The 19,225-nt window shown below is 67.6% G+C and carries 17 protein-coding genes; 7 read left to right on the plus strand and 10 right to left on the minus strand.

All coding sequences use genetic code 11. The features are described from left to right. Positions 1–31 precede the first annotated feature (31 nt). Positions 32–1,369: a 3-phosphoshikimate 1-carboxyvinyltransferase gene (gene aroA, locus EAO78_RS11255; RefSeq protein WP_122105937.1), complete on the plus strand. Its 1,338-nt coding sequence runs from the start codon at positions 32–34 to the stop codon at positions 1,367–1,369. 249 nt (positions 1,370–1,618) lie between these two features. On the opposite strand, the gene EAO78_RS11260 is transcribed toward aroA, so the two are convergent. Continuing rightward, positions 1,619–2,722 carry a sensor histidine kinase gene (locus EAO78_RS11260; protein ID WP_122105938.1) on the minus strand — a complete coding sequence of 368 codons (1,104 nt, stop codon included), beginning with the start codon at positions 2,720–2,722 and terminating at the stop codon, positions 1,619–1,621. Positions 2,723–2,812: 90 nt separating this feature from the next. Further along, positions 2,813–3,718: an arginase gene (rocF, locus tag EAO78_RS11265; RefSeq protein ID WP_122105939.1), complete on the minus strand. Its 906-nt coding sequence runs from the start codon at positions 3,716–3,718 to the stop codon at positions 2,813–2,815. A 206-nt stretch (positions 3,719–3,924) separates the two neighbouring features. Here rocF and EAO78_RS11270 point away from each other — a divergent pair, with 206 nt between their 5' ends. Together EAO78_RS11270 and EAO78_RS11275 are read left to right on the plus strand one after the other, a co-directional pair. After that, on the plus strand, positions 3,925–4,161 hold the full coding sequence (locus tag EAO78_RS11270) for a hypothetical protein (RefSeq protein WP_122105940.1): 237 nt from the start codon (positions 3,925–3,927) through the stop codon (positions 4,159–4,161). Between the two features lie 95 nt (positions 4,162–4,256). Continuing rightward, entirely contained in the window at positions 4,257–4,790 is a 534-nt protein-coding gene (locus EAO78_RS11275; protein WP_122105941.1) for an Rrf2 family transcriptional regulator, read from the plus strand. A gap of 391 nt (positions 4,791–5,181) precedes the next feature. On the opposite strand, the gene EAO78_RS11280 is transcribed toward EAO78_RS11275, so the two are convergent. The 5 genes from EAO78_RS11280 to EAO78_RS11300 all read right to left on the minus strand — a co-directional run bounded on the left by EAO78_RS11280 (position 5,182) and on the right by EAO78_RS11300 (position 10,174). Then, a complete protein-coding gene (locus tag EAO78_RS11280) occupies positions 5,182–6,582 on the minus strand; it encodes a PAS domain S-box protein (RefSeq protein ID WP_122105942.1) in 1,401 nt (466 codons plus the stop codon). Between the two features lie 313 nt (positions 6,583–6,895). After that, on the minus strand, positions 6,896–8,077 hold the full coding sequence (locus EAO78_RS11285) for an NAD(P)/FAD-dependent oxidoreductase (protein ID WP_122105943.1): 1,182 nt from the start codon (positions 8,075–8,077) through the stop codon (positions 6,896–6,898). Between the two features lie 89 nt (positions 8,078–8,166). Next, positions 8,167–9,018 (minus strand): nucleoside phosphorylase, encoded by an 852-nt coding sequence (locus tag EAO78_RS11290; RefSeq protein WP_122105944.1) that lies wholly within the window; start codon positions 9,016–9,018, stop codon positions 8,167–8,169. Positions 9,019–9,077: 59 nt separating this feature from the next. Further along, the gene (gene cdd / locus EAO78_RS11295) at positions 9,078–9,494 is read right to left on the minus strand and encodes a cytidine deaminase (protein ID WP_122105945.1); all 417 of its coding nucleotides are present in this window, start codon (positions 9,492–9,494) and stop codon (positions 9,078–9,080) included. A 71-nt stretch (positions 9,495–9,565) separates the two neighbouring features. After that, positions 9,566–10,174 carry a GNAT family N-acetyltransferase gene (locus EAO78_RS11300; RefSeq protein ID WP_122105946.1) on the minus strand — a complete coding sequence of 203 codons (609 nt, stop codon included), beginning with the start codon at positions 10,172–10,174 and terminating at the stop codon, positions 9,566–9,568. Positions 10,175–10,622: 448 nt separating this feature from the next. On the opposite strand from EAO78_RS11300, the gene EAO78_RS11305 reads away from it, so the two are divergent. From EAO78_RS11305 to EAO78_RS11320, 4 genes are read left to right on the plus strand one after another with little or no spacing between them, the layout of a single operon-like run. Further along, positions 10,623–11,735, plus strand: coding sequence for a BMP family lipoprotein (locus tag EAO78_RS11305; RefSeq protein ID WP_122105947.1), 1,113 nt, complete (start codon positions 10,623–10,625; stop codon positions 11,733–11,735). Between the two features lie 52 nt (positions 11,736–11,787). Beyond that, the gene (locus EAO78_RS11310; RefSeq protein ID WP_122105948.1) at positions 11,788–13,368 is read left to right on the plus strand and encodes an ABC transporter ATP-binding protein; all 1,581 of its coding nucleotides are present in this window, start codon (positions 11,788–11,790) and stop codon (positions 13,366–13,368) included. A 56-nt stretch (positions 13,369–13,424) separates the two neighbouring features. Continuing rightward, positions 13,425–14,501, plus strand: a complete 1,077-nt coding sequence (locus EAO78_RS11315) for an ABC transporter permease subunit (RefSeq protein WP_122106086.1) — start codon at positions 13,425–13,427, stop codon at positions 14,499–14,501. Then, entirely contained in the window at positions 14,498–15,511 is a 1,014-nt protein-coding gene (locus EAO78_RS11320; protein WP_122105949.1) for an ABC transporter permease, read from the plus strand. The genes EAO78_RS11315 and EAO78_RS11320 overlap by 4 nt, the downstream gene beginning before the upstream one ends. A 29-nt stretch (positions 15,512–15,540) precedes the next feature. Here the strand turns inward: EAO78_RS11320 and EAO78_RS11325 are convergent, their stop codons facing one another. Genes EAO78_RS11325 through ligA form a run of 3 tightly spaced genes read right to left on the minus strand, consistent with a single transcriptional unit; the run spans position 15,541 to position 19,197 of the window. Beyond that, positions 15,541–16,275 carry an MBL fold metallo-hydrolase gene (locus EAO78_RS11325; RefSeq protein ID WP_122105950.1) on the minus strand — a complete coding sequence of 245 codons (735 nt, stop codon included), beginning with the start codon at positions 16,273–16,275 and terminating at the stop codon, positions 15,541–15,543. A gap of 35 nt (positions 16,276–16,310) precedes the next feature. Next, positions 16,311–17,204 carry a hypothetical protein gene (locus EAO78_RS11330; RefSeq protein ID WP_122105951.1) on the minus strand — a complete coding sequence of 298 codons (894 nt, stop codon included), beginning with the start codon at positions 17,202–17,204 and terminating at the stop codon, positions 16,311–16,313. 49 nt (positions 17,205–17,253) lie between these two features. Next, positions 17,254–19,197, minus strand: a complete 1,944-nt coding sequence (ligA, locus tag EAO78_RS11335; protein ID WP_122105952.1) for an ATP-dependent DNA ligase LigA — start codon at positions 19,195–19,197, stop codon at positions 17,254–17,256. Between the last annotated feature and the right edge of the window lie 28 nt (positions 19,198–19,225).

Genomic DNA, 19,225 nt, shown 5'->3' on the forward strand with positions numbered 1-19,225 from the left:
CCACTTACCGACGCGCGCGACAGGGGACGACATGGACGTTCACGTCAGCAGATCCGCGGTCGAAGGGACGGCTCGTGCGCCGCCCTCGAAGAGCTACACGCACCGCGCGCTGCTCGCGGCAGGGTACAGCGACGGCGCGACGGTGGCCTCTCCGCTCGTCTCGGCCGACACGCGAGCGACCGCCCGCGCCGTGACCGCCTACGGCGGCTCCGTCGATCCCGCTCCCGAGGACTGGGTTCCCGATCAGGACGCCCTCGCCGTCGACGGCTTCGACGGCCGACCGGCGGTCCCCGACGACGTCATCGACTGCGGGAACTCGGGGACCACGACCCGCCTCGTGACCGGAACCGCCGCGCTCGGCGACGGCGGCACCGTCCTCACCGGCGACTCGTCGCTTCGCTCGCGTCCGCAGGGACCGCTGCTCGAGGCCCTCTCCGACCTCGGCGTCCGCGCCGAATCGACCCGCGGCAACGGGCAGGCCCCCCTCGTCGTCTTCGGGCCGCTCTCGGGCGGGGAGGTGGCGATCCCCGGCGACGTCTCCTCGCAGTACGTCACCGCCCTGTTGATGGCCGGAGCGGTCACCGACGACGGGATCGAGGTGTCGCTGACGACGGAGCTCAAGTCCGCGCCTTACGTCGACATCACGCTCGAACTCCTCGCCGACTTCGGGATCACCGCCGAGCCGGTCGGCAGCGAGACCGCCGACGGCGCGGAGGGGTTCGTCGTCCCCGGCGGCCAGACGTATTCTCCGGAAAGCGGGCGATACGAGGTCCCCGGCGACTTCTCGTCGATCTCCTATCTCGTCGCCGCGGGCGCGGTCGCCGCCGCCCCCGACGGCGCGGTCCGGATCGAGGGAGCCCGACCGAGCGCACAGGGTGACGCCGCCATCGTCGACGTCGCGGAGCGGATGGGCGCGGCCATCGACTGGGACCGCGAGGCGGGCGTCATCACGGTCGAGCGCTCGGCGCTCTCCGGCGTCGAGGTCGACGTGGGCGATACGCCCGACCTGCTCCCCACGATCGCAGCGCTCGGCGCGGTCGCCGACGGCGACACCCGGATCGTGAACTGCGAGCACGTCCGCTACAAGGAGACCGACCGGGTCTCGGCGATGGCCGAGGAGCTCGAGCGGCTCGGCGCGGCGACGACCGAGGAGCCGGACGTCCTGATCGTCCACGGCTCGGAGAGCGACCTCCGCGGCGCGACCGTCGACGGCCGGGCCGACCACCGGATCGTGATGGCGCTCGCGGTGGCGGGGCTCGCGGCGGAGGGAACGACCACGATCCGCGGCGGCGAACACGTCGACGTCTCGTTCCCGACGTTCTTCGAGACGATGGCGGAGCTGGGGGCGACGGTCGAACACGGGGAGTGAACGAAGAGGAACGAGGGGGAGCGAAGGAACCAGAGGAAGCGAACGAAGGGGAACGGGAGGGAGCAAACGAAGAGGAACCGCGGGACGGGAGACGGGGAACGAACGACGGGACGGGAGACGAAGACCCCGAAGCAGACCGTTGGCGGATCGCAGGTGGCTCGTCGACTGACCTGCTGTCGCGTTCCTCCGGGTCGGTCGATACGGGACGACCGCGGACGGAAGAACGGACGAACAGCCGTCCGATCCGGCCTAGGCCGCGGGCAATCGGACCGTGACGACCCCGCCGTCGGCGTCGCCCCGCCGTCCGAGTGACAGGCTCCCGTCGTAGTGTTCGATCACCCACTTGGCGAGCCACAGCCCGAGCCCGCTGCTGTGTTGAAGCTGCGTCTCCGTGCGGTCCTCGTTGATGAGCGCCATCTCGTCGTCGGGGAAACCGTCCCCGTTGTCGAGCACGTCGATGCGGACGGTCCCGTCGGTTCGCTCCCCGCGAACGGTCACCGCGGGCGGGTCGCCGCCGTGCTCGAACGCGTTGTCGATGAGCTCCGCGAGCGCCGTGTCCACGTGGTCGCTGGCCGAGACGGAACACTCCCCGTCGAAGTCGGTCTCGAGGGTTCCGTCGGGATGCTCCTCCGCCCAGCCGTCGCGTCCATCCTCGAGTACCTCCGGGACGTCGACCGCCGTTCGCTCGTCGTCCCGCTCGAGGACGTCGTCGAAGACGCGGATCTTCGACTGCGTGTCGCCGAGGTCCGAACCGATCTCCGCGATCCGTCGGCCGAGGTCGTGGGCCGACTCCCTCTCGCCGTCGGCTCCGTCGCCTCCGTTCCCGGTTCCGCCCGCGTCGCTCCCGGCGTCCGCGGAGAGCTGTTCGCCGTACCCGATCAGCAGTTGGGCGGCGTGTCGCAGGTCGTGTCGAACGAACCGGTTCATCACCGCCGCCTTCTGTTGTTGTTTCACGAGCCGCCGCGCGCGGATCCGCCGCACGTCGTTGAACCCGATCAGGACGTGGGCGAACGCGCTCACGCCGACGATTATCGCGCCCGAGACGAGCGGTTCGGCCACGCTCGCGCCGGCGTCGACTTGGAAGGAGTACACCAACACCAGGACGGCACTCGTGGCCACCACTCCCAGGACGTTCCAGCCCGCGATCCGGAGGAGGTGTCCCGACTCGACATCGGTCCGGTACGCCAACGGTCCCGTGACCGTGAACGCGACGCCGAACAGTAGCGTCACGCCGGTGACGACCGCGTCGACGACTCCGGTGGTCCCGGTCGCGAACCCGCGAACCGCGATCGCCGCCAATCCCACCCCGGTCAGGCTGATGACGAGCGCGCCGACGAGACGTCTGGGATCCATGGATGCGATCTCCGAGACTGACACATAATCGTGGTGGATCGGATCGTTTCACGCTCCGGAAACGACGGTCGAGCGGTACCGAAAGGACCCTCAGATCACGCGCTTGCCGAACGCGCTGGCGGCCAGTTCCGTCGCCAGCTCCGCCGTCTCGTTGTGCTGGTCGAGCGTCGGGTTCACCTCGACGAGCTCCATCGATCGGAGGCAGTCGGCGTCGTCGACGATCTCCATCGCGCTGTGGGCCTCCCGGTAGGTGACCCCGCCGCGGACCGGCGTCCCGACGCCCGGTGCCTCCTTGGGGTCGAGCCAATCGAGGTCGAGGCTGACGTGGACGCCGTCGACGCCCGACGAGGCGGCCTCGAGCGCGTCTTCCGTCACGTCCGTGATCCCCTGCTCGTCGATGTCGGACATCGTGTAGGCGGTGAAACCGTGCTCGCGCAGGAGTTCGACCTCCGCGCCGTCGACCGATCGGAGCCCGACGAGCGCGACGTTCTCCGGGTCGAGCCCGGACGCGTTCGCCCACGGGGTGTCCGCGAACTCGCCTATCCCGAGCGCGGCCGCGAGCGGCATCCCGTGGACGTTGCCCGAGGGCGTCGTCGACGGGGTGTTGAGATCGGCGTGGGCGTCGAACCACACCGCGCCGATGTCGGCGTCGCGGGCGGCCCCGACGAGGGATCCGATCGCGATCGAGTGGTCGCCGCCGAGCGCCAGCGGGACCGTCCCCTCGGCGAGCGTCCCCTCCACCTCGTCGGCGAGGCGCCTGCAGACGTCGGCGACCTCGTGGAGGAACTTCGCGTCGCCCTCCGACGGGGCGTCCGTGTCCGGGTCCCGCTCCTCGGCACGGGGCACCGAGAGGTCGCCCGCGTCGACGACGTCGACGCCCGCGCCCGCCAGCTCGTCCGCGAGCCCGCCGTAGCGGATCGCGGACGGTCCCATGTCGACCCCGCGTCGGTTGGCTCCGTAGTCGGTCGGCGCGCCGATGATCTCGACTCTCGTCATATCGGTAGGGGAACCCCCCACCGCTTGAAAGGAACGGATCCGCGGAGAACGGGAGCCACGGGAAACCGTGTCTCGAGGACCCGAACTCGCAAGAGACGAATCCGCGACACGTCGGACTCACGAACGAAACGCCACTGACGAACGAACGGCCGTCCACGAACGTCCGGATCCGTCACGGTTTCCTCGTCGCCGCCGAACGAACCCGTATGGGCGGGAAGGACACGGACGGAAGCGACCGCGAGCCGGGACCCGTCGATCCGGAGGACATCGGTCCGGCCGGGGCGGTGATCGCCGTCGCGTTCACCGGGTCCGTGATCGCGTTCGTCGGCTTCGCGCTGCTCGTCCTCCTCGGCGACGTCGGGTTCGTTCTCGTCGCGATCGGTCTCCTCGTCGTGTTCGCGAGCCCCGCGGCGTACTTCCGATACCGGCAGCTCTACGGCTGAACGCCCGTAGGGCGAACGAAGCGCCCCGCCGATCTCGACCACGTTTATAAGTGACTTCCATCGCCTTTATGCGGGGTCGCCATCTACTCGGATCCATGTCATCGATCGAACTCACGTCGAGCCAGAAAAGCATCCTCTCGGCGCTCATCAACCTCTACGGGGAGGAGGAGGACGCCGTCAAGGGGGAAGCGATCGCCGAGGAGGTCGACCGCAACCCGGGGACCATCCGGAACCAGATGCAGAGCCTGAAGGCACTCCAGCTCGTCGAGGGCGTCCCGGGCCCGAAGGGCGGCTACAAACCGACGTCGAACGCCTACGAGGCGCTCGACATCCAGCGGATGGACGAGCCCGCACACGTCCCGATCAAACACGAGGGCGAGACCGTCGACGGCGTGAACGTCGACGGGATCGACCTCTCGAGCGTTCACCACCCCGAACTCTGTCGGGCGGAGATCCACGTCCAGGGCTCGGTACGTGGCTTCCACGAGGGCGACTCGGTGACGGTCGGGCCCACGCCGCTCTCGAAGCTGCTCATCGAGGGGACCGTCGACGGCAAGGACGACACCGCGAACGTCCTCATCCTCCGGATCGACGACATGCACGCACCCGCCGGCGAAGCGGCACACTGAACCTGCGTTCGCTTCGGGAACCATTCCTCGAAAATCCTGGAGGGTAAAAGCCGCCGGCTCGGCTGTCGCCTTGCCGACGGTAAACGTTCCGCCGTGCTCGGCGTATGCTGGCATCGTCTCCGATCGATCCGTGAATGCTCTCGTCGAACCGTCCCCGCAACCGTACCTCACACCTCCCCAGCCTCGCGGACTGCTCGCGCTCTTTCGAGCGCTCGCAGGCACACCACCGCGATCGCTCGTTGCTCACCTGTATTGAGCGATCCTCGAGGAGCAATACAAGTATGCTAACCGTTCGATGACACTCTATTCCCGTTTATCCGATGGTTCGTTTGTGTACCTTCGCTATCGAACGGGGTCCGAGAATTCCTGCTCTACTAGTTCATGAACGGGATCATTTCCACTTCGAGGGTGTCGTCGGTAGATCGATCGTAATGACGTTTCCCCGTTCGTCCCGCTCATCGATCGTCAAGGTGCCTCCGGATTCCGTGACCGCGATATAGACCGACCAAAGGCTGAGTTTCGAGGGGTGAGCGGTCGATTTGAGAGCGGTCGGATCATCCATGAACGCATACTCTATTTCCGGAATCGGTGGGCCGATCGTGGTGATCGTAATTCGGACAGACGTCTCCGTCTCCTCGAGTTCGATCTCGAGAGTCTGCGTATCCGTCTCCGCGTGCTCGATGACGGTCCAGAAGAGTCCACGCAGGGCCTGTTCGATGGCGGGTGTCACCTCAACCATCGCCGTGTCAGGAACGTCTTGGATGACGGTGGCCTCCGGATTCCCGTCACGACACTCCGCGACGAGGGCGTCGAGTATCGCCGCGATGTCAACGTGTTCCGAGGTCGTAATCTCCGTTAATTGCGTGATGAGGTGCCGGTGGTGGTCGAAGTTCGAGAGCACCTCGTTGGTCGCGGCATACAACTTTTTGATGTGTTCGTTGGCGGGATCCGCGAGCTGTTCCTGGAGCAGGCTTACCCGGCCTTGGATGACGTTCATCTGGTTCCGCAGCTGGTGTTGGAGAAGCAGATCCACGGCTTGGAGGTGTTGTTCTCGTGTTCGTCGATGCGAAATATCGCGTCCGATGCCCACGATCCCGATGACGGTGTCGTCGATGCTCAGGCGCTGCTTGCGGAACTCGAAGGGTATCTTCGTCCCGCGCTTGGTACGAACTGTTGCCTCGAGCATGGCGGAGCCTTCAGCGAACGTTCGTGAGATCGACGTCGAGACGCGCTCGACATCGTCGGCGACGAAGAACTCCTCGACGTCCATCTCGCGCACCTCCTCCTCGCTGTAGCCGGAGACTTCGGTGAGCGCATCGTTCCACCGTTCAAGAGCTCCCGCGGTGTCGACGACGTAGAACACGTCATCGAGTCCGTTCAGGGCCTTCTCGATGAAGGTCCGCTCGCGCTTGAGTTCCTCTTGGATCCGGTTGAGCTCCGTCACATCGATGACGACGGCCTGCCCGATATCGCGCCCGGCATAGCGACCCGGGGCTGTCGCCACCCGAATCTTCCGTATCTCGCCGTCGTCCCGTTCGAGTTTCAGCGTCGTCGGGCCGGTCGAGATCTTCTCTTCGACGACCGCCGTCAACTCCTCCTCGGCGGTATATCGATCATCAGGGTGAATGAACTCGAAGATCGACCGGCCGACGAGTTCCTCTCTGGATTCGAGATCGAGGAGCGTTACAACGGCATCGTTCCCCCAGATCACCTCTCCCGAGGCGTCAAACAGATTGATCGGAGCGGGCGACGTCCGAATCAACTGCTGATACCGGTGTTCGCTCTCAGTCATCGATCCCGTACAAAACGTTGTGCTCCACACATAATACCACCAGATAATTCCTACATCACGATCTCACCGGGATGAGAGTGGCTTCACAGTTCATCTAGATCGGTACGAGCATCCGCGAGCGAAGTCGTTCGAAAGACCGGAGCTCTTTCGTGACGTTGACAGAATACCACGGCCGCTAGCCGGAAGTTTCCGACTTCCGGCAATGTCGTCAGAACACTCTGCGTTCTGACTGCTAACCGGAACGCAAGCGTCCCGGTGATGACGAAAGTGTCAGATTTCTGAGAGCGGAAAAGTGGAAGTGAAAGGCGGCCGGTTACATATCGCCGAACGCGCCGATGCCGCGTCCGGTCGAGGAGACCTTCGCGATCCAGCGCGAGGCGATCGCCTTCTTCAGCAGCTTCGCCGGGGTCCCGCCGAACGTCTTGATCGGCATCCCGACCACGTCGTGGGCGACCGCCTCCTCGCCCACGGAGATCACGGTTCCCTTGTCCTCGTGTTGCCACGACTGGAGCGGCGCGCCGCGGGCCGCTCGCGCGAGGTTGTCGCCGGCGACCTCCGCGGCCTGCCAGGCGGCCTGGGCGGTCGGCGGGGCGACGTCGTCACCGCCCTGGTCGACCAGGGCGGTGTCGCCGATGGCGAACACGCGGTCGTCGCTCGTGGTGAAGTCGGACTCCGCGAACACGCGGTTCGATCGGTCGTCCTTCTCGACGTCGACCGCGTCGAGCTCCGCCTGGCCGGTGATCCCGCCGGTCCAGATCAACACGTCGTAGGCCAGTTCCTCCGGCTCCTCGTCCTCGCCGCCGCCGAGGTACACCGCGTCCTCGTCGGCCTTCGAGATGAAGTCGCCGGTGAGGATCTCCACGTCCGCGTCCTCGAGTCGCTGGCGGAGCGCGCCCTGGATCTGCGGGTCGTTGCCGGGGAACACCTCGTCCAACCCCTCGACGAGTTTGATGTCGAGGGGAGCCCGGTGTTTGTCGCGGTACTCCGCGATCTCGCCGGCGGTCTGGATCCCCGAGAGCCCCGCGCCGCCGACGATGACGGTGGCGGGCTCGGAGCGGGTCGCGTTCCCCGCCGCCTCGCGGACGTCCTCGTGGATCGCCCGCGCGTCGGCCAGGCTCTTGAGCTGGTGGGCGTGCTCCTTCAGGCCGTCGATGCCGAAGAAGGCGGTGGTGGAGCCGATCGCTAAGAGCAGGTAGTCGTACTCGACGGCCTCGCCGTCGTCGGTCTCGACGACCCGGTCCTCCGTGTCGACGTCGACGACGCGGCCCTGAACGAACTCGCCGTCCTCGGACATGATCTCGCCGACGGGGATGGTGATGCTGTCCTCGACGGCGGGGTTCCGGATCGCGCGGTGGACCTCGTGTAAGACGAGGTGGTAGTCGTGTTCCGAGACCCAGGTGAGTTCCGCCTCACCTTCGCCGACCTCGTCTTCGAACGCCTTCACTGCCCCGGCACCGGCGTATCCGGAGCCGACGACGACGACCTGAGTTGTCATGGATGCCGATCCGCGGTCCGCGGGTAAAGACGCTTTGGAACCGCTCTCACGTGGAGCCGCGGGGAGATCCCGGCGCCCTTCCCGCTCGCTCAGAGCGAGAGCCCGGCGTGCCAGCGGTCGGCACCGGCCTCGCGTTTGATCTCGTCCATGCGCGCGAGGAGCTTCACCGCGAGGCTCGCGGTTTCGGCCGCCCGCGACTCGCCCTCGGTTCGGAACTCGCCGGTGACCCGGTTGGCGTACACCGAACAGACGGCGCCCGCGCGCAGGCCGTACACGTTCGCGATCGTGAGGATCGCCGACGCCTCCATCTCGATGTTCTTCACGTTCGCGTCCCGAAGCGCCGCGACCAGCTCGTCGGAGCCGGCCGCCTCGAACCCCTCGAACCCCGGACGACCCTGTCCGGCGTAAAAGGAGTCGGCGCTCATCGTGATCCCGGTGTGGTAGTCGTAGCCGAGCCGCTCGGCGGCGGCGACGAGCGCGGAGACGACCTCCCCGTCGGCGGTCGCCGGATAGTCCTCGCGAACGTACTCGTCGCTCGTCCCCTCCTGGCGGACCGCGCCGGTCGTGATCACCAGATCGCCGACCTCCATGCCGGGCTGGATGGCACCGCAGGAACCGACCCGAACGAACGTGCCGACGCCGACCCTGGCGAGTTCCTCGACGGCGATCGCCGCCGACGGCGACCCGATCCCCGTGGAGGTCACCGAGACGGGGGCACCCTCGTACGTCCCGGTCGCGGTGCGGTACTCGCGGTGGGAGGCGACCTCCTCGTGGTCGTCCCACAGCGCGGTGATCTTGTCGACTCGCTCCGGGTTCCCGGGGAGAAGCACGGCGTCGGCGACGTCGCCCGTGCCGACCTCGACGTGATACTGGACCTCGTCGTTCGGATCCTCGCTGTCGCCGACGGCGTCGCCCGCCGAGCGCTCGATGTCGTCAGTCATGTCCTCGACCTTCGGCGAGGCGTTTAAAAGTAGTTCCGCATCGAGGGACGGACCCGTTTTCAGGGACTCCGTGCGTCATCGAGCGTCCCTTCGGAGATCGTGTTCGGGAGCAGTTCGCCGAGCGTGTACTCGCTCGTCTCGCCGTCGCCCTCGTCACAGACCACCGGGAGGTCGTCGTCCGCGAACTCGGCGAGGCTCTGTCGGCACATCCCGCAGGGCGTGACGCCGTCCCGTACGCCCGAGGCGACGGCCAGTCGGTCGAACTCCCGGTGGCCGTTCTTCACCGCCTCGGCGAGCGCCACCTCCTCGGCGTGGAGGGTGTTGGAGTAGTTGGCGTTCTCGATGTTACAGCCGGTGTAGACGGTCCCGTCGGCGGTCCGGAGCGCGGCACCGACGCGGTACTCGGAGTACGGGACGTGCGCGTCCGCGAGCGCGTCGCGGGCGGCCTCGATCAGGTCCGTGTCGCTCACTGCCATGTCGGTCACTCGACCGGCGGGCCGATAAGCGGTCGGGTCACCGGCCGGCATCGGTTCCCGGCCGGTACCGTTCACCGACCGGTGTCGTACTTGTAGGTCGCGGATTCCGGGTCGATCCCGAAGTCCTCGGCGGATTCGGCGGGCTCCCCGGTATCGCCTTCGTCCCCGTCGGCGTCACTGGTCTCGCCGGCGTCGGCGTTCTTGAACGCGTCCCGGAGCCGACCCGGCATCTCGAAGTCGTCGACGTCGACGTGGAGCCCGACCACGCCTCCGCCGAGGAACTCGCGCTTCTCGGTCAGTCGGTCCGAGAGCGCCGCCGGAAGGTCGTCGGTGTCGACCGCCTCGAAGCCGAACTGCGTCAGGTACTCGGGCTGGTCCGTGAGCACGTACACCGTCTCGAACCCCTCGGCGGCCGCGGTGTCGACGAGGCGCTCGACGACGTGTGCCCCGACGCCCCGCCCCCGCCACTCCGGGAGCACGCCGATCCCGGTGAGCTCGATCCGCTCCACGTCGTCGCCCCGGTGGAGCCGGAGTCGCCCGAATCCGGCCCTGTCACCCGACTCCTCGTCGACCGCGATCACGTAGTCCCGTGACCGGAAGGCGACGTCGTCGAGCCCCAATCGCTCGATCGCGTCCAGTAACCACGCCTCGTCACGGTTCTTGGCGTCGCGGACGTACATACGCCGTCCTACGAGGCCGAGGGTAAAAACGGTTCGCCGCTCGGGGAGGTCGGCGGGACGTCTCGGCTCCACCTCGCTGGGCCGTTCGATCGACGACGGATCGATACTAGAAACGATCCGAGTCTGTCATTTACGGAAAGTGAGTCGAAAAACATCGGTCGAGATGGAGTTAGATCGACCGTCAGTAAAGAATTCGAGCGTCGACTCGAGGGTCGCCGTTCTGCCGAAACATCGGGAAAATTCATACGTTTTCCGTCATGTCCACTGACACATTCCAGATCCCGATTCGGTGAGTATCTCCTATAATTACGGAGTACTACTGGTGGTGTAAACGAGTGATGAACGATATCAAATATGTTTTATACCGAATTCGTTCGACCGGAACGGAGACAGCAACTCACTAATAAGTAAATTTATAATGTGCGATGCGAGATTACAGGATACATCCATGACAGATAGACAGGCGGAAGTCGACGGGACGTCCGGGATCGATCGTCGGATGCTGCTCGCGTCCGGCGGCGCGCTCGCGACGGGCACCGTCTTCGCCGGGTGTCTCGGCGGGGGCGGCGGAAGCGACGACGGCGGCTCGGGCGGCTCCACCACGCAGGTCGCGATCATCTCGAGCCCGGCCGGCTTCGACGACAACGCGTTCAACGACAACGCGGTCGAAGGACTCGAACAGGCGTCCGAGGAGTTCGATCTCGAGTACACGACGGTCGAGGAGACCCAGGAGGCACAGTACGAGTCCGTTCAGGCCGACACCGCCGAGAGCGGCTACGACCTCATCATCTGCGTCGGCGACAACCACACCGACCCGCTGTCGACGAACGCCGAGGAGTATCCCGACCAGAACTGGATGCTCATCAACAACGTCATCGAGGGCGCCGACAACGTCTCGGGCTGGATCGAGATGAACAACGAGATGTCGTTCCTCGCGGGCGTCGCCGCGGGCGTGATGACCCAGGAGGACTTCGAGTACGAGGGCAGCTCCACCGACCCCGACGGGTCGACGGTCGGCTTCGTCGGCGGCGAGGACATCCCGCTCATCAACGCGTTCGAGCAGTCCTACATCGAGGGCGTCGAATGGGTCGACGACGGTATCGAAGTCCTAACCGGCTACGGCGGGAGCTTCTCCGACACGGGCGCGGCCAACGACGTGGCCGAGTCACAGATCGACGACGGGGCCGACATCGTCTGGCACGCCGCGTCCGCGGCCGGCGGCGGCGTCTTCTCGGCCGCACAGGACAACGGGCGATTCGCGCTCGGGGTCGACGTCGACCAGTCGGTCGCCGAAGAGCAGTACCAGGACGTCATCCTCGGATCCGCCGTCAAGGCGCTCAACGAGGCGACGTACACCGTCTCCGAGGCCGTCGTTAACGGGAACTTCTCCGAGTACGTCGGCGAACAGAACCTCTCCGTCGCACAGGGCAGCATCGACTTCGTCGTCGGCCAGGCCTTCGAGGGCGAACTCCCCGACGCGCTGAACGAGAACATCCAGGACGCGAAGGAAGGGTTCGAGAACGACGAGATCGAGCTGACCTGCGGCCCGACCAGCTGCTGAACGACTCCCCACGGTTCCGTCCCGATTTATAAAAATCCACCATGAGAACACGATGACGCGTAACGCACCTGCGGTCCGTCTCGAGGGGATCACGAAGCGGTTCGGCGACGTGGTCGCCAACGACGCGGTCGACTTCACGCTCGAGCAGGGGTCGATCCACGCCCTCCTCGGGGAGAACGGTTCGGGTAAGACGACGCTGATGAGCGTCCTGTACGGCCTCTACGACCAGAACGACGGAACGATCCACGTCGACGGCGAGGAGCGGACGTTCGAGTCGCCACGTGACGCGATGGACGCCGGGATCGGCATGATCCACCAGCACTTCCAGCTGGTGAAGCCGATGACGGTCCTCCAGAACGTCATTCTGGGCCACGAGCCGACCGAGGGCGGAACCGTCGACGAGGCGAGCGCACGCGCCGAGATCGAGGCGATCTGCGACCGGTACGGGTTCGACATCGACCGGGAGCTCGACACCCCGATCGAGGAACTCGACCTCGGCGCGCAACAGCGCGTTGAGATCGTCAAGAGCCTCTATCGGGGCGCGGAGGTCCTCATCCTCGACGAGCCGACCGCGGTGCTCACTCCCCAGGAGGTCGACGGCCTGATGGAGGTCATGAACGACCTCCGCGAGGACGGCCGCTCGCTGATCTTCATCTCGCACAAGCTGGACGAGGCGCTCGAGATAGCCGACGACATCACCGTTCTCCGGGACGGGAAGGCGATGGGAACGGTTCCCGCCGCGGAGACGACCGAAAGCGATCTCGCCCGCATGATGGTCGGCCGGGAGGTCCTCTTCGATCGACTGGAGCGTGACCCCGGCACGGGCGCTCCCGTTCTCGAGGTCGAGGAACTCCGGGTGGTCGGCGACCGCGGCCGCGAACGGGTCGAGGGCGTCGATCTCACCGTTCACGAGGGCGAGATCCTCGGCATCGCGGGCGTTCAGGGGAACGGACAGAGCGAGCTCATCGAGGGCATCACTGGCCTGCGTCGGCCGGACGACGGCGTCGTCCGACTGGGCGGGACCGACATCGCGGACCGGAGCCGCCGCGACCGGATCGAGGACGGGATCGCCTACATTCCCGAGGACCGTCAGACCGAGGGGCTCGTCCAGGAGTACAGCCTCCAGCGAAACGCCCTCCTCGGCAATCAGACGATCGAACCGTACGCCGAGAACGGGATCCTGAACTGGGAGGCGATCGAGGAACACGCCGCGGACGTCATCGAGGAGTACGACGTTCAGCCGCCGAACCCGGAGACGGACGCCGATTCGCTCTCCGGCGGGAACCAGCAGAAGTTCATCGTCGGCCGCGAGATCGGCCACGACCCGGACGTCCTCGTCGCGTCGCATCCGACGCGCGGCGTCGACATCGGATCGATCGAGTTCATCCACGAGCGGCTGATGGAGCTCCGTGATCAGGGCGTCGGAATCTTGATGGTCTCCTCGAAGCTCGAGGAGATACAGAAGCTCTCCGACCGCATCGCGGTGATGTACGAGGGCGAGTTCGTCGACGTCGTCGACCCCGAGGAGGTCACGGAGTCCGACCTCGGTCTCCTGATGGCCGGAGGGACGCTGGCCGAGGGATCGGACGACGAGTCGGGGTCCGCCGACGTCGACGGGGGTGTCTCGTCGTGAGCGACTCCGAGGCCGCCTCGAACGGCGGCGGGGTGCTCGACGCGGTCGCGGCCCGCTTGCTGGATGCGTCGGTACTCGAGCGGATCGGGATCGCGGTCGCGTCGACGACGCTCGCGATCCTCATCGGGCTCGTCGTCGCCGCGGCCACCGGATACGACCCGGTTCGGTTCGCCAGCCAGCTTCTCGTCGGCGCCTTCGGGAGCGAGCGGGCGATCGCCCGCACCCTTCGGAGCACGACGCTCTTCGTGTTGACCGGCGTCGCGGTCGCGATCGCGTTCCGCGCCGGCGTGTTCAACATCGGGGTCCAGGGCCAGTTCGTCGTCGGCGGGTTCTCCACCGTCGTCTCGATCATTTGGCTGGCCGCGTTCGTGCCCTCCGGCACGGTCGGCGGGGTCGTCCTGCTGCTGTTCGGGACGGCGGTCGGCGTCGTTGCCGGCGGACTGTACGGCGCGCTCCCCGGCGTGATGAAGGCGTACGGCGACGCGAACGAGATCATCACGACGATCATGTTGAACTTCATCGCCACCGGCTTCGTCGGCTGGCTCGTCGCGGGTCCGTTCGGCGACCCCGAGGCGACGGCGACTCGGACCCGTCGACTCCCCGATAACGTCGAGCTCCCCCAGGCCGTCTTCGGCGACCCCAACCTGTCGATCGTGGGTATCGTACTCATGCTCGGCGTGGTCGCGCTCGTCGCGGTGATCATGACGCGGACCCGGTTCGGATACGACATGGTGACGAGCGGATACCAGGACACGGCGGCGACGTACTCCGGCGTCGACGCGAAACGGATGGTCATCTCGACGATGGCGTTCTCCGGGATGATCGCCGGGCTGACGGGCGCGCTCTTCGTGATCATGATCCAAGGATACTACACCGATCCATCGGGCATCGGCAACTACGGGTTCGACGCGATCGCCGTGAGTCTGCTCGCCGCCAACAACCCGCTCGGCGTGCTCCCGGCCGGGCTGCTCTTCGGCGGCCTCGAATCGGCGGGCTCCCACGTCCAGATCAACAGCGACGTCCCCGTCCAACTGATCGACGGGATCGTGGGGCTCGTGGTCCTCTTCGTCGCGGCACCGGAGCTGTTCCGGATGATCGCGGCGCGCACGGGACTCGGAGGTGACGTCGAATGAGCGTCACCGACGTCCTGACCGTCGCTCGACTCCGGCTCGTCGGGATCACGATCGGCGTCCTGGCAGTTCTCGGTGCGGTCCTCTCCGGGATATTCGACGTGGACCTCTCGCGACTCATCACCAGGGGGTTCGTGACCCGGTCGCTGGAGATGGCGACGCCGATCACGCTCGCGGCCGTCGGCGGGCTGTACGCCGAGAAGAGCGGCGTGTTCAACATCGGTCTCGAGGGCTTCATGATCGTCGGCGCGTTCACCACGGCCGGCACGATGTTCGCGCTCGGCGGCACCTCGCCGACGCAGGGAGACGTCTGGGTCGCGATCCTCGTCGCGGTCGTCGTCTCGACGCTTCTGACGGCGGCTTTCGCCGTCCTGTTGATCCGATACAAGGCCGACCAGATCGTCGCCGGACTGGCGGTCTGGTTCGTCGGCCTCGGGTTCGCCCCGTTCGCGGCCGCGCTCGTCTGGGGGAGCCGGTCGAGTCCGGGACTCACCAGCATCGACAGGCTGGCGTTCGGTCAGTCGCCGCTGGTGTTCCTCACGGTCGTCCTCGTCGGCGTCGCCTGGGTGGTCCTCTTCCGTACCCGATACGGGTACTGGGTACAGGCCGCCGGGGAGAACCCGGAGGCGCTCGACACCGCCGGCGTCGACGTCGATCGAGTCCGCTACGCGACGGTGATCTTCTCCGGCGCGATGGCCGGATTCGGCGGGGCCGTGCTGCTCGCCCACGCCGGGAACTTCGTGGGAACCGGCTCGACGATGGTGGACGGCCGTGGCTGGATCGCCATCGTGGCGTACCTGTTCGGCAACTACAACCCGGTCGGAGCGGCTGCGGCCGCGCTGCTCTTCGGCGCGTTGGACATGCTGAACGTCCAGTTCCAGACGGTCGGGATCGAGATATCCGCTCGGCTCGTCAACCTGCTGCCGTACGTCGCGGTGCTCGTGGTGCTCACGGTCTACGGGAAGACCCGGATCCCGGCGGTCGTCGGCGAGCCCTACGAGACCGAGGAGTAAGTCTCCCGACCGCCTTCAGCTTTCATTCGTCACCCGTCGATCGAGCGCTCGTCGAGCGCGACCGGGATCGACCGGGACGCGACGTCGCCGGCGAACGCCTCCCCGTCCGCCTCCAGGTCGTCGAAGGTGTCGTAGTGGATCGGGACGACCAGTCCGGGCTCCATGCGTTCGGCGAGGTCGGCTGCGGCGTGACGGTTCGAGACGATCCCGCCGCCGCCGACGTTCGCGAGGAGGACGCCGACGTCGAGCTCGGCGAGCCCCTCGAGCGCGTCGCCGTCGCCCGGCCAGAGCACGGTCCGGCCGCCGATCGAGAACAGGAACCCGCAGCCGAACCCCTCCGGGTGCGGGACCGTCCCGTCGTCGTTCGCGCAGGGACCGTCCGGCTCGTTGTGCGCGGCGACCGTCCAGACGGTGACGGTCCCGTCGTCGGTCTCGACGTCGACGCGGGCCTCGTCGTCGACACGGATCACGTCGTAGTCGGCCGAGAGCGCCTCGACCGGCTCCACGTCGCGGTCGATCCGATCGGAGTCGACGGCGTCGTAGATCACGAGCGTCGCGTCCGCGTCGGCGACGGAGCGGATCCCCGCGGGGTCGTAGTGGTGGTCGTGAGTCACCACGACGACGTCGCCGTCGCGGGCCCAGTAGTCGTCGAGGACCCCGTATCGACCCGGATCCGTGTACACCACGGGACCGCCGTCGGCGTCGACGCGGGCGGTCGCGTATCCGAGCCACTCCACGGAGAGATCGTCGTATTTGACGGCCATGTTTCCTCCTCCGCCCCGGCGACCCATGAGCGTGGCTATCTCCTCGCTTCGTCGTGATCGCTACCGGGGTCCGTTCCCTCGACGGGACCCCGGTCTGCACCCTCGACGACGAGGTCCCACTCGCCCTCGACGTCCGGACCGAGGACGTGTTCGGGAACGAGCGGCATCGGAACCGGCACGAACCCGGCGGCACGCATCGCGGCGAAACCGCTCACCGTCTCGACGACGGTCCCGTCGTCGCCGCGACGCACGCGGAACCGCTTGTCCGCCGGATCGCGGCGATAGACGTACGGGAACGCCGGGGCGGGCGGCGTTCGAAGGCTCCCCGTCCCCGCGAGCACGGCGACGACCCGGTCGTCGGCCTCACAGACGAGTCGCGGAACGATCGGACGACCGTCCGGTTCGCTCGCGGCCGCATCGACCCCGTCCACGGACGGAACCGGACCGGACGGCGTGTCCGTCTCCCGCCAGCGGAACGTCGGATCCGCGTCGGACCCCGTTCCCCGACCGATGGAACCGTCGACGCGAACGCAGGCGTAGCCGCCGGTGGATCCCGGAATCTCTCCGGTGTCGACGGGGATCCGGTCGGGTCCCGAGTGGAACGTCCGGTGGCCGTCCGACTCGTCGACGACGAGCGGCGGGTCGGTGAGGACCGATCGAACCGCGGACGCGACCTCGACGTCGGCGACGACGAACAGGGCCCGTCGGTCCCGATCGATCGCGTGACCGAGCCGGGAGACGACCGTCGTCGGCGTCGCGTCCGACTCGGTGAGCGGCTCGATCCCGAGCGTCTCCCCGCCTCGTGTGACGAGCGCCGGCGGCTCCGCTCGAGTTCCCGGCCGGGAGACGTCGTATCCCTGCGCCGCGAGCCGGCTCGTCGCCGCCTCCGTCAGCCGCCGCCGCGCAGCGTCGCCGAGGGGGTCGGACATGGTACTCGGTACGGGTCCGATCCGGAAGCGACTTTCGCGTCCGCCGCGCTCAACTCGGGTTGCCGGCGTCCGTCTCGTCGTTCGCCTCGTCTCCGGTCCCGTCGTTCGCCTCGTCTCCGGTCCCGTCGTTCGCCTCGTCGTCGCCCGCCCGACCGCGGCCGTCGGCGAGTCCCGAGACCCGTTCGAGGGTGTCGACGTCCTCGACGGACTTGTCCTCGCGGACGCCGACGAACCGGGGGAACCGAAGGGCGTACCCGGATCCGTACGTCGGGGACGTCTGGATCTCCTCGTAGCCGACCTCGAGGACGACCTCGGGACGGATCCGTAGCTCCGTCCCCGATTCGGCGACGACGTGCGGCTCCAGCCGCTCCGTGAGTTCCTCGAGTTCCTCGTCCGAGAGGCCCGTCGCGACCTTTCCGATGGGTTCGTACTCGTCGCCGTCCGCGACGGCGAGCAGGAACGTCCCGAACAGCTCCGCACGACGCCCCTCGCCCCACTCCGCGCCGACCACGACCGCGTCGAGGGTCTCCACGTCCGGCTTCCGTTTCAGCCAGTCGCGGCCGCGGTTTCCCGGCGTGTACGCCGACGTCGGGTCCTTCAGCATGACGCCTTCATGGCCGGCCTCGAGGGCCGCGGACTCGATCCCGGCGATCGCCTCCGTGTCGTCGACGACCCGCAGCTCCGCGGCCGCGTCGGGGAGGACGTCGACGAGGCGGTCGTGGCGGACGCGAAGGGGTTCCTCGAGGAGGTCGCCGGGGGCGTCCTCGTCGCCGTCACCGTCGCTGTCGCGGTCGCTCTCGGCGTCGCCGTCGCCAGCGAGCAGGCAGTCGAACGCGTGGAGCCGGCAGGTCACCGTCTCGCGCATCCGGTCCACGTCGTGTTTTCGGCGGAACCGGCGGAGCATCTCCTGGAACGGCAGCGGCGAGCCGTCGTCGTCGACGGCGACGATCTCCCCGTCGAGGACGACGGGTACCTCGATTCGGTCGGCGACGTACTCGACGATCTCCGGCAGCGCGTCGGTCACGTCGTCCATGTTCCGCGAGTAGAGCCGCGGCCCGAACCCGTCGGGTCCCGGGGCGTAGTGGACCTGGACGCGGGCCCCGTCGAACTTCGTCTCGACCGCGACCTCGCCGAACGAGTCGACGGCGTCGGCGGCGGTCCCCGCCTGTGCCAGCATCGCCTGGACCGGCCTGCCGACCCGGATCCGCTCGGCGTTCAGTCCCTCGATCCCTGCCTCCCGAGCCAGGCGCGCGACCCGCCCGTAATCGTTCGTCACTTGGAGGGCGCGCTCGACGGCCGCGTAGGCCTCGTCGGTCGCCCGATTCTCGGCGTCATCTCCGCCGTCCCCGTCGGATCCGTCAGTTCCGTCGTCGGTCTGGGTCGTCGCGTCTCGTTCCCCGTTGCCGGCCTCGGTCCCGGATCCGGGACCGTCCTCCGCGAGGAACGCCTCGGCGACCGCGTCCCGGACGGTCCCCTCGCCGACGCCGATCCGCATCTCGCCGAGCACCAGGCGAGCGAGCGTCTTCGCCTCCGCCGGGTCACATCGATTGAACAACCCGAACAGCGCGTCGACCTTCCGGGACTCGCTCCCCTCACCCGTGGCGGCCGCGAGCTCCCGGAGCGTTCCGTCTACTTCGGCGACCGAGAGCGGGTCGCTCCCGTCGCCGAACGCCGATAGTCCCCGCTGTCCGCCGAAGTCGAATCCGGCGGCGACCGCGCCGATCTCCCCGCGGCTCGCGAGTCGGTCCTCCACGTCGGCGGCGGCGACGTTCGGCCCGGCGGCGCGGGCGATCGCCTCGCGACACGACGCGGGACCGACGTCGAGGGTCCGGTCGTCGTGTGCGGGATACGTCCGCCCGAGCAGGAGGCGAGTCACCGTCCCGAGGTCGTCTCCGGCGTCGGCGAGCAGGTCCGCGACGATCGCCGTCGTCTCGAGGTCGGCCGGCTCGGCCTCCAGTCGCTCCACCCGCTCGGCGAACGCGGCGAACTCCATGCCCCGGATCGGCGATCGGCGCTCAAAA

This window comes from Halobellus captivus, from assembly GCF_003697845.1.
Taxonomy (GTDB): domain Archaea; phylum Halobacteriota; class Halobacteria; order Halobacteriales; family Haloferacaceae; genus Halorubrum; species Halorubrum glutamatedens.

Excerpts from the sequence above, each read along its gene's own strand:
- aroA (WP_122105937.1), top strand. The coding sequence starts at position 32 with ATGGACGTTCACGTCAGCAGATCCGCGGTCGAAGGGACGGCTCGTGCG.
- EAO78_RS11260 (WP_122105938.1), bottom strand. The coding sequence starts at position 2,722 with ATGGATCCCAGACGTCTCGTCGGCGCGCTCGTCATCAGCCTGACCGGG.
- rocF (WP_122105939.1), bottom strand. The coding sequence starts at position 3,718 with ATGACGAGAGTCGAGATCATCGGCGCGCCGACCGACTACGGAGCCAAC.
- EAO78_RS11270 (WP_122105940.1), top strand. The coding sequence starts at position 3,925 with ATGGGCGGGAAGGACACGGACGGAAGCGACCGCGAGCCGGGACCCGTC.
- EAO78_RS11275 (WP_122105941.1), top strand. The coding sequence starts at position 4,257 with ATGTCATCGATCGAACTCACGTCGAGCCAGAAAAGCATCCTCTCGGCG.
- EAO78_RS11280 (WP_122105942.1), bottom strand. The coding sequence starts at position 6,582 with ATGACTGAGAGCGAACACCGGTATCAGCAGTTGATTCGGACGTCGCCC.
- EAO78_RS11285 (WP_122105943.1), bottom strand. The coding sequence starts at position 8,077 with ATGACAACTCAGGTCGTCGTCGTCGGCTCCGGATACGCCGGTGCCGGG.
- EAO78_RS11290 (WP_122105944.1), bottom strand. The coding sequence starts at position 9,018 with ATGACTGACGACATCGAGCGCTCGGCGGGCGACGCCGTCGGCGACAGC.
- cdd (WP_122105945.1), bottom strand. The coding sequence starts at position 9,494 with ATGGCAGTGAGCGACACGGACCTGATCGAGGCCGCCCGCGACGCGCTC.
- EAO78_RS11300 (WP_122105946.1), bottom strand. The coding sequence starts at position 10,174 with ATGTACGTCCGCGACGCCAAGAACCGTGACGAGGCGTGGTTACTGGAC.
- EAO78_RS11305 (WP_122105947.1), top strand. The coding sequence starts at position 10,623 with ATGACAGATAGACAGGCGGAAGTCGACGGGACGTCCGGGATCGATCGT.
- EAO78_RS11310 (WP_122105948.1), top strand. The coding sequence starts at position 11,788 with ATGACGCGTAACGCACCTGCGGTCCGTCTCGAGGGGATCACGAAGCGG.
- EAO78_RS11320 (WP_122105949.1), top strand. The coding sequence starts at position 14,498 with ATGAGCGTCACCGACGTCCTGACCGTCGCTCGACTCCGGCTCGTCGGG.
- EAO78_RS11325 (WP_122105950.1), bottom strand. The coding sequence starts at position 16,275 with ATGGCCGTCAAATACGACGATCTCTCCGTGGAGTGGCTCGGATACGCG.
- EAO78_RS11330 (WP_122105951.1), bottom strand. The coding sequence starts at position 17,204 with ATGTCCGACCCCCTCGGCGACGCTGCGCGGCGGCGGCTGACGGAGGCG.
- ligA (WP_122105952.1), bottom strand. The coding sequence starts at position 19,197 with ATGGAGTTCGCCGCGTTCGCCGAGCGGGTGGAGCGACTGGAGGCCGAG.